Origin of the sequence: Pseudomonas sp. BF-B-15 (genome assembly GCF_019946675.1) — a bacterium.
In the GTDB taxonomy this organism is placed as follows: domain Bacteria; phylum Pseudomonadota; class Gammaproteobacteria; order Pseudomonadales; family Pseudomonadaceae; genus Aquipseudomonas; species Aquipseudomonas migulae.
The window spans coordinates 24,702-33,250 of sequence record NZ_JAGYFZ010000069.1 but is presented as its reverse complement, the minus strand read 5'-3'; the positions used below and the strand labels follow the sequence as shown (position 1 = coordinate 33,250).

Sequence of the window (8,549 nt, the reverse complement as noted above, 5' to 3'; positions counted from 1 at the left end):
CCTTTATCCCCACCCCCCAACCTCCTACATTGAGCTCCAACACCTACCCATCATCCCGATGAGCAGGTCACTGGAGATCTTCCTCATGCCTTTTGTAAGCGTACGCATTACCCGCGATGGCGTTACCTCTGAGCAGAAAGCTCAGGTGATCGCTGAAATCACTGAAACACTGGAACGCGTCCTCAAGAAGGACCCGCACCTGACCCACATCGTGATCGAAGAAGTCGACACCGATAACTGGGGCTACGCCGGGATCACTACCACCCAGTACCGCAAGCAACTGGCTGAGAAGGAGGGCAAGTCGTGACTGCGTCGGTCTCCATCGATTTCGTCTCCGACGTGGTGTGCCCTTGGTGTGCATTGGGCGCGACGGCGTTAGAGCAGGCGATTGAGAACGTGTCGGGTGAAGTCTCGGTGGAGCTGACCTACAAGCCGTTCGAGTTGAACCCGAACATGCCGCCTGAAGGCGAGAAAGCCGTCGAGCACCTGATGCGCAAATACGGGCGCACCGCTGAAGACGTCGCCTCCGGCAAAGCGATGCAGATCGCTCGTGGTGAAGCACTCGGTTTCAAGTTTGACCTGGAGAAGCGCACTCACTTCTACAACACCTTTGATGCTCACCGCCTGCTGTTGTGGGCGTTACAGGAAGGGCGGCAAGTTGCGCTGAAGAAGATCCTGCTACGCGGTTACTTCACCGACGGCCAGAACCCGAGCGATCGCGAGACGCTGGTTCGACTGGCAGCCGAAGCGGGGCTGGATGCAGCGGCGGCGCAAGAGGTGTTGGCGTCCGGAGCGTTCGCCAAAGAAGTGCGTGAGCTGGAAGCTTTTTACCAGCAGCACGGCATCAATTCGGTACCGGCCATGATTCTCAACGGTCGGCACCTGGTGTCCGGTTCGCAGTCGGTCGAGTACTACGAACAAATGTTGAGACAAATGGCGAAGGAACCCGCCGAAGCCTGATTCATTACCTTTTCAAACCATCATTTATTAGTAGAGGTTCATCATGAGCAATTCGAAAAAAGTCATCGTAATTACTGGCGCTTCCCAAGGTCTCGGCGCCGGCATGGTTAAAGCGTTCCGTGATCTGGATTACAAAGTTGTCGCCACTTCCCGTTCGATCAAGCCATCCACCGATCCGGACATCCTCACCGTGGCCGGCGACATCGGCAACCCGGAAGTCGCTCAACAAGTGATCCGCGAAGCCATCGCACGTTTCGGCCGCGTCGACACCCTGGTCAACAACGCCGGTATCTTCGTCGCCAAACCGTTCACCCAGTACACCGCTGAAGACTACGCCAATGTGCTGTCGGTGAACCTGAACGGCTTCTTCTACATCACCCAACTCGCGATCACCGAGATGGAAAAACAAGGCAGCGGCCACGTCGTCAACATCACCACCAGCCTGGTCGACCACGCTATCGACGGCGTGCCATCGGTACTGGCTTCGCTGACCAAAGGCGGCTTGAACGCGGCGACCAAATCCCTGGCCATCGAATACGCCAAGCGCGGGATTCGGGTCAACGCGGTCTCCCCAGGCATCATCAAGACGCCGATGCATGGTGAAGAGACTCACGCAGCGCTGGGCGCTCTGCACCCGGTCGGGCACATGGGCGAGATCAGCGACATTGCTCAGGCGGTTGTTTATCTGGATAGCGCCAACTTTGTTACCGGCGAAATCCTGCATGTGGATGGTGGGCAGAGCGCGGGTCACTAAGGCCGGCTGTTTCAAACTGCGGAAACAACAAAGCCCTCGTATGAGGGCTTTGTTTTGAATAGTCGAAAATGAATCCGACGCCGTTCTGTGGTTTTTTACGTGCTGCGTTCTATTCAATTGGGTCGAGGTGGTCCAGTGCACGGTTCACTGAGATTTCTACTGCGGACATGATCAGGTGAACGCCCAGCAGGGTGTTGCGACTTGTCCCCGTCTCTCGGTCTGCCTGATCCATGATGATCACGCAGGCGGATGCCAGCGCCTCGCTTGAAAAGCCCAGCAGTTCTTGAACATCGACTTTCGGGTTGGCGATGAACATTGTGGAAGGCTTGCGCGGGATGGCTTTGATGTCTGCGATGGAGGCGTGGTGATCATCGTCGTCGCGGTTGGTCGCTTCATCGGGCTTTTGTGTATCGGGGCTTTCGTTCGGAGATGCGTTTTCTGCATCCGGGGGATCAGGGGTTACCTTACGCATATGCTGATAGTCCTGTCGGGTGCCAACCCTTTCCGCCGCTAAGCGAAAAGGGTGGCAGCTGCACGCAGGTTAGCGGACCGGGGACCATCAGCAAAAGCCGGCGCGCCCGAGGGCGCCCTACGTGCAGCCACCATCAAACCGAAGGCATTGAAACGCCTGTGCGATGGGTGCACTTGCAGCCGATGGAACGCGGGCCGCTAAACCCGACCACTGATGAGCAGTGGCAGGTCCACGATAGAACCCGGGCAATAGCCGCACAAGCCGGCGGAGTCTGGCGTACCTGTAGGCAATGCCGCAAGGTTTTGTAGCTTTCAGGAAGTGACGCGAAACGCGATTAAACAAGTACCTCTAAACAAGCCATACATCCGTCGTAGAAGACTTTCAGGGGAGCATTTCCATCAAGCGATGAGGAAATCTCCGACGACTCTCCACTAATGGAGCTGTATCGGTGTGCTCGGGCGACGACGGTATAAGATGCGCAACCAACGTTCTCTATCAAGGCTGCCATGACCGAGATATCCCTGAACCTGCCGGAAGACCTTTCAAACTATCTCGCCGATCTAGCCAGGATGAATGGCCAAAGTGTGAGCCACTTGACGATGGACGTTCTTCGCGACTACATCGAGTACGAGAGGGCACTGACTGCACAGATAGAACTGGCGGTAGAGGAGGCAGATCAGGGTAAATTCGCTTCCGATGATCAGGTAGCGGCGATGCGCGCCCGACGCTGGAGCAGAAATGCGGGTTGAGTAGCTGGAAAAAGACCTCAAAACCTGGAAGACGAAGCGAGCAACATTGCTCTTGAAAACCCCAAGGCTGCTGACGACTTCTCCGATGCGATCTTTGCCAGCGTAGACAAGCAGGCCGAATTTCCAGCCATGGGTCGTGAAGGTCAAGTCAAAAACACGCGCAAATGGGCCGTGCCCAATTGGTCCTATCCCATTCCCTACCGAGTACACGGTGATCGCCTTCAAATCCTCGGGGTGTTTCACACGCGGCAACGCCCTCGTACCAATTGGTAAGAGGGGCCCTCGAAAACATAAAAGCCTTCGTATTTCTACGGGGGCTTTGTTTTATATGGTGGCACCAGGAGTCGAAAATGTTCATAACTACATGATTTATAGGTGTTTTATATTTAAAGGCATGGAGCGCTATCTCTAAAACTACCCTTTCATACCTCGCCCGAGCTTTCATACATGCAAGAAAAGCTTAACTAAGGGGCGGTTGCCCTCAACACACGACAGCCTCTCGCGCCTTCATTATTGGGGCACGGCAAGCAGCAAGGGACTCAAAGATGCAGTTGGTACAATCCACAGCAGTCGTCACCTCCAGCTGAGCGCGTTCTGCCTACCGCGCTTCGCATCCGACGCGCTGAGAACGCTACGCTAACCTAGGAGTGCTGTTTTGTAGCGATTTTTCACCAGTTGTGCTCATAATTCGCAATCATCAAAACACGAGAATGGATATGTCTCCCAAGGTTTTTGTAAGTCACGCGAGTGAGGATAAGGATCGGTTCGTGTTGGACTTTGCGAAGCAGCTTAGAGCCCATGGAGTTGACGCATGGCTCGATAAGTGGGAGATGCTTCCTGGCGACAGCCTTGTTACAAAGATATTTGACGAGGGGATCAAAGATGCTCAGGCAGTAATTGTAGTTCTCTCAAAAAATAGCGTTAGTAAACCTTGGGTTAAGTATGAACTCGATGCTGCTTGTGTAAAGCGAATCAATACTGGAAGTAAGTTGATTCCTGTCGTAATTGACGATTGCGAAGTTCCTGAAGCGTTAAAGTCAACACTTTGGGAGAGTATTGAAGATACTGCATCCTATCAATCAAGTCTTGAGCGCATTATTGCTTCAATCTTTGGTGTTTCAGACAAGCCAGCTTTGGGTAAGCCACCAGCATACGTGGGCAGCTTCGGTGTAAGTGTCGCGGGGCATAATAACGTGGACAGCTTGGTGTGCAAGCTTGCATGTGACTTCGCGATAAAAACAGGCTCGAGACACATAAACATTTCAGCATTTTGCAAGGATGGCGAGTTGGTTATGCCTGAGCACCAGCTTAGAGACTCCATTGAGTTTCTCGGTGAACACGGCACGTTTGAGCTTCAGCATTTTCTTGGAGGCGAAATGCCATCCATAGCGCTCACTGATGCAGGATTTGAATTGTATGCTCGTGAGCATGTGAGCAATTATGACGCTGCTTTTAGCTCAGTTGTTTCCGCGATTGTGAACAATGGTTGCACGAGTTTTTCACAAATTAAAAAGTGTCTTGACTTGACCCCGTTTCTGATTGAGCACTGCTTGAGAATTCTTGCGGGTGGGCGAAAAATTTCCGTCACCTGGTTTATCGGTGGAGACTGCGCGATCAGTAATGTCTCGCCTTCATTGCGTAGAACCTTGCAATAGCAACAATTAGTTACGATTCGGAGGCGGCCATTTTGAAAATGGCTGCTTTCACCCAGAAGAGGATACTAAGGCTTAAGCGATGCCAGTGATGGTATCGTCTCTAAGTTTCTTATATTCCGTTTCTTACTGACTTAATATCAAGAAGGCTAATACTGGCCATTTTGTCTTTGTGAACGACGATGGTAAGTTTTGCCGGGTATTTGAAGCGCATTTCACTAATTCGAAAAGTCCACAGCATTATTTTCAGAAGATCTTCGTCCGTAATATTTTTATGTTCTTTTATTCTGGTGATTCCCGAGCCGAACACTGGCGTGGACACGCTTTGTTGGGCGTAGACCTTATTTATCCTATCCCAGAAATTAATTAAAAATTCTAAGTATTCTGGCATGGTCAAAACCGCACGATTGTTCTTATCAAATTTTGAAAAGGCAGCGAGAATGAAATCGTCATATACACATAGAGTGCCTATGTTGTAGCGTTGCTTCTTGCCCTCCGCTCGTGCATCATTGCGTTCGGCAAGCTCATCCGCATCAAATGCATAGTTCTCTATGTGTTGGTCGAGTTTTGCTAGTGTTGCAGGTAAGTGGTGATTTATGAATACACCATTTAAAGAGTGTGCAGAGATTATTTTGTCGTCAACCACTGTGTCAAAATATTCATTAAAGGCAATAACCTTAAGTCCGCGCTCCGAAAAAATATCGCCGCTTTTTATTGTTACTTTGCTTCCTTCAATGTCAAGCTCAACCAGGTTTAGCTTGTTCGCGCGCTGCCACAGAATTATATATAAAATAATTAGGGCTAAAACAAAAATACATCCCGCAGCAGCTTTTTTGTCAGAAGGGATCTCTACGAAAATCAAAAAAAGTGAGAAGACAGTACTCACCGTTGAAATTCTTTCTTTAAAATCCTTTACCAATTGCCGATCAAAAAAATCTACTTTTTTCACAATGCTCTCCTAAGCAGTCGCCAATTTAGCTCAGTCATCATTCGTCATAGCGATAGATACTAGGTTTGCACTTAGTTGAGAGCGAGAAATTAGAGTTGCTTAAAGCCTTTGTGATTGCGTCTTTTTGCAAAGGAATGTGAAGTGTTGGCACTCCGTCCATCAGTCTCTTGAATGTTGGAAGCTTATTCCAAAGATCTTTGACTTCTTTTTTCAAACTTCCATTGCTCAAGAGCAGATCAAATCCAGGATATGCGACTATCACCGGCAGTCCTTGGTTGCTGATACCATACTCGATTTCTTCCTTAAGCGCTTTCGACTCAATAGTGGAATTGCTTAGAAATAGAATGATGTTTTTCGAAACCTGTAGGCGCTGGCGCAATCTAGGCTTCAAAGTAGCTTCCCAGTCACTGCCGTCCCTGACGCTATAGGTTTTGGCATGCGAGTCGTTGAAAGGGAAGGCTGAGTCTTTACCCTTCCATGCACGCAACATGTTGTAATAAACAAAGTCGGGAGTGGCGTGAGCTTTAAGTGAGCTTTCGTTGAACGGCTCTGCAACATAGAACGCGCAGTAATTTCCATTTCGGTTCGTCATCGTTCATCCAGGTTGAAAGGGTGGAAATCACAATATAGCTCCTTTCGTAGACGGAAACACCGAGTAAGGGGACGAATTGTGACTACCCTTAGCTTCCCTGTAGGTCATCATTTTGCTTGGCGGTAGTGTCATCGCTGGGTCTATTGCTGTCGTCCGTAACTATCCAAACCTGAATCTCACTCAGAGTTTGAAAACCCATGATTTTGCTAAACGACGAGTGAGCAGACGTACAGTCAGTAAATAGTAATACCGTGTCGCCTCACTGCGCCGACCTAGCCGATGATCGAGAAACCACGCAACATGCTTTCTCTGCCAAGTCCATGGCGTCAGCCGCTGCCAGCGTTCTGCAATCTCTGCTTGGATAATCTTGGACTGACGCAAATGACGTTCCCGCGTCGCGTGTGACCCGGTCAATACCCCAGCTAAAAATATCTCCATATCGAATGGCTTACTCATGCCTACCCCCAATGTAGGCGGCGACCACGTCGATTCGACCGTGTCCCAGCTCATTGCTGATTTGCCTCAGAGCCTCAAAATGAAGGCGCCGATCTATCCGAGAGCAATCACCGCCGTTGATAGGTGCGCGGTGATGGGTGATCCGTTCATAGCTTTCACATGCGAACGCTGCTCGTAACTCGTGGAGGGCTTTAAGATTCTGTGCATGAAGGATGTCCCGCGCCGGGCGGACGACTTCCTGCAACACGTTCAAGTAGCTTTCATTTGGCGCAATCAAGTTGCGGCTACCCAGAGGCGACACCTGCTCCGCCAATGCAAGCGCATCAAGTACATAGTCATCCACCGCAATCCAACGTGGCGCCGAGGTGCCGGAGCGGCCACCTTTCGTACCGTCTTGGATATTGATCTTGTCGAAGTTCTTAGCTTCACGGCTTAGCCGTGGCAGGTCAGCCAATATGGCCTCACGCAAGCGCATGCCGGTGGCTCGCACCAACAGAACAATCGCGGCGGCCCGCAGCTGATGATGGTTGCAAAGCACATTGACGACCTGCTTAACCTGTTCGCGGTCTTGGCCCTGCGGAACCGAGTGACGGACCCCGGTACGCTGCATACCCAACGCCTTGCTCGGACTTGGCAACTTCACGTACTGATCACCGCGAAGCGTCGCCATGGTTCTGTTAACGCTGGAAAGCCGATTTTGTGCGGTGCTGACGGCGAGGTCACCGCGCCTAACCACGTCGCGCAGATACGCCGCATAGTCCGCCAATACCTTCCGATCAATCTGCCGCGCATCATTGATACCGGGGCCCTGATCTGAGCGGCACCACTTCACGAATGCCTGCCACCGATCACAGTGTGCCTTCACCGTGCCATAGTGGCCGCCGCCGAACATGTCTTTCAATGCCTGCGGTCCTGCGTAGCTCAATTGCCTGCCGTAGCCGAAATTGCGGCCATCGCGTCTACCCACCAATGCCATCTCAATCACCTCATCTCCCGTTCTCCGATCCTCGCCCCACGTCATCCCGCCAAGGATGTTGAGTGTTATCAGGGATCAAGGCCCCTGCGACCTGTGAGGGTTATCCACTAACGCGGGACTGCCGGCTCTTTACGACCGGGAGCTTGGGCATCTCATGATCTGGCCTCCTGAGCACCTCCGAAGAGGTGGGCGGGTGGAGGCTGCACTGGCTGACGAAACCGGTGCCGCGAGATCCTGAGTCAGGTGAAGGCAGGGATGCGATGACCGGGGCATGCCTGACTGTCAGTCAGGTGCAGTCCATTCCTTGGGCTGCGGCACCATCATCTGCATCGCTGTTGCTGGTGACTTCGGTGTTTGTCACGCCGATTGTCACGAGGGGGAATGCCGCAAAGCCTTGTACGAGTTGGGCTGCAGCAGCGGTAGGAGCGCCCGTCTCTTTCCGGGAGAAAGAGACGGGCGCAGGTTGGCGCACGGGAATGGCCAAGCGAATAGGTTGCTGCAGGGCAGCTATGAAAGGGTATGAGTTGCCGCAGTGGGCACACTGATAAAAGTAGGCATCCATCACATCGTTGTGACCGTGCGAGCTGCCGGACGCTAATCGCACTTTGGGAGAACCACCACGGTGTGGCGTAGCCTTAAAGGTTCTGGCTACCTGGGTTGCTGTCAACGACAGCGCTTTGCCCGATCTTTTCTACGCCTGTGGATAATTCGGGTCAAGACTCCAATTTTCGGGAGTTCTGCGGCTGTGGATGAAATTACCCACCGGTGGAAATCTTTGGTTTTCCACAGACAGTTGCGTGGGCTCTAGATTTTTAAGTGAGGTCCATCCAAACAGGGCGGCTTTGCAGCCCTGTTTGGATGGACCCGCAAATGCAATAGGGCTCGTCCTGCTCTACGGGACTAAGCCTATAAATACCGAACCATAAAATTTTCTCAAGAGTTCATTAGCCGACTTATATAGAATTAACAATAGTGTATTGTTAATAAAC

11 protein-coding genes are annotated in these 8,549 nt (G+C 51.6%); 6 read left to right on the top strand and 5 right to left on the bottom strand.

Annotated elements, in window-relative coordinates; translation table 11 throughout:
* Positions 1 to 85: 85 nt before the first annotated feature.
* The 3 genes from KGA97_RS20540 to KGA97_RS20530 are packed head-to-tail and all read left to right on the top strand — an operon-like array spanning position 86 to position 1,714.
* Complete coding sequence (locus KGA97_RS20540) at positions 86 to 307, top strand: tautomerase family protein (protein ID WP_008025002.1); 222 nt, start codon at positions 86 to 88, stop codon at positions 305 to 307.
* A complete protein-coding gene (locus tag KGA97_RS20535) occupies positions 304 to 960 on the top strand; it encodes a DsbA family oxidoreductase (RefSeq protein ID WP_223481387.1) in 657 nt (218 codons plus the stop codon). Before KGA97_RS20540 ends, KGA97_RS20535 begins: the two co-directional genes overlap by 4 nt.
* A gap of 43 nt (positions 961 to 1,003) precedes the next feature.
* Positions 1,004 to 1,714, top strand: a complete 711-nt coding sequence (locus tag KGA97_RS20530; RefSeq protein WP_008024998.1) for an SDR family NAD(P)-dependent oxidoreductase — start codon at positions 1,004 to 1,006, stop codon at positions 1,712 to 1,714.
* A 109-nt stretch (positions 1,715 to 1,823) separates the two neighbouring features.
* Here KGA97_RS20530 and KGA97_RS20525 read toward each other — a convergent pair whose 3' ends face one another.
* The gene (locus KGA97_RS20525) at positions 1,824 to 2,186 is read right to left on the bottom strand and encodes a DUF6124 family protein (RefSeq protein ID WP_223481386.1); all 363 of its coding nucleotides are present in this window, start codon (positions 2,184 to 2,186) and stop codon (positions 1,824 to 1,826) included.
* 506 nt (positions 2,187 to 2,692) lie between these two features.
* Between KGA97_RS20525 and KGA97_RS20520 the strand changes: the two genes are divergently transcribed.
* The 3 genes from KGA97_RS20520 (at position 2,693) to KGA97_RS20510 (ending at position 4,590) form a co-directional block, all read left to right on the top strand.
* Positions 2,693 to 2,935 (top strand): CopG family transcriptional regulator, encoded by a 243-nt coding sequence (locus KGA97_RS20520; RefSeq protein WP_223481385.1) that lies wholly within the window; start codon positions 2,693 to 2,695, stop codon positions 2,933 to 2,935.
* 24 nt (positions 2,936 to 2,959) lie between these two features.
* Positions 2,960 to 3,208 (top strand): type II toxin-antitoxin system RelE/ParE family toxin, encoded by a 249-nt coding sequence (locus KGA97_RS20515; protein ID WP_223481388.1) that lies wholly within the window; start codon positions 2,960 to 2,962, stop codon positions 3,206 to 3,208.
* Positions 3,209 to 3,651: 443 nt separating this feature from the next.
* Positions 3,652 to 4,590: a toll/interleukin-1 receptor domain-containing protein gene (locus KGA97_RS20510; protein ID WP_223481384.1), complete on the top strand. Its 939-nt coding sequence runs from the start codon at positions 3,652 to 3,654 to the stop codon at positions 4,588 to 4,590.
* A 109-nt stretch (positions 4,591 to 4,699) separates the two neighbouring features.
* On the opposite strand, the gene KGA97_RS20505 is transcribed toward KGA97_RS20510, so the two are convergent.
* The 4 genes from KGA97_RS20505 to KGA97_RS20490 form a co-directional block, all read right to left on the bottom strand.
* Positions 4,700 to 5,536 (bottom strand): macro domain-containing protein, encoded by an 837-nt coding sequence (locus KGA97_RS20505; RefSeq protein ID WP_223481383.1) that lies wholly within the window; start codon positions 5,534 to 5,536, stop codon positions 4,700 to 4,702.
* Between the two features lie 37 nt (positions 5,537 to 5,573).
* Positions 5,574 to 6,128 carry a TIR domain-containing protein gene (locus KGA97_RS20500; protein ID WP_223481382.1) on the bottom strand — a complete coding sequence of 185 codons (555 nt, stop codon included), beginning with the start codon at positions 6,126 to 6,128 and terminating at the stop codon, positions 5,574 to 5,576.
* A gap of 180 nt (positions 6,129 to 6,308) precedes the next feature.
* Positions 6,309 to 6,584 carry a hypothetical protein gene (locus KGA97_RS20495; RefSeq protein WP_223481381.1) on the bottom strand — a complete coding sequence of 92 codons (276 nt, stop codon included), beginning with the start codon at positions 6,582 to 6,584 and terminating at the stop codon, positions 6,309 to 6,311.
* On the bottom strand, positions 6,577 to 7,560 hold the full coding sequence (locus tag KGA97_RS20490; RefSeq protein WP_223481380.1) for an integrase domain-containing protein: 984 nt from the start codon (positions 7,558 to 7,560) through the stop codon (positions 6,577 to 6,579). Before KGA97_RS20490 ends, KGA97_RS20495 begins: the two co-directional genes overlap by 8 nt.
* Positions 7,561 to 8,549: the final 989 nt, after the last annotated feature.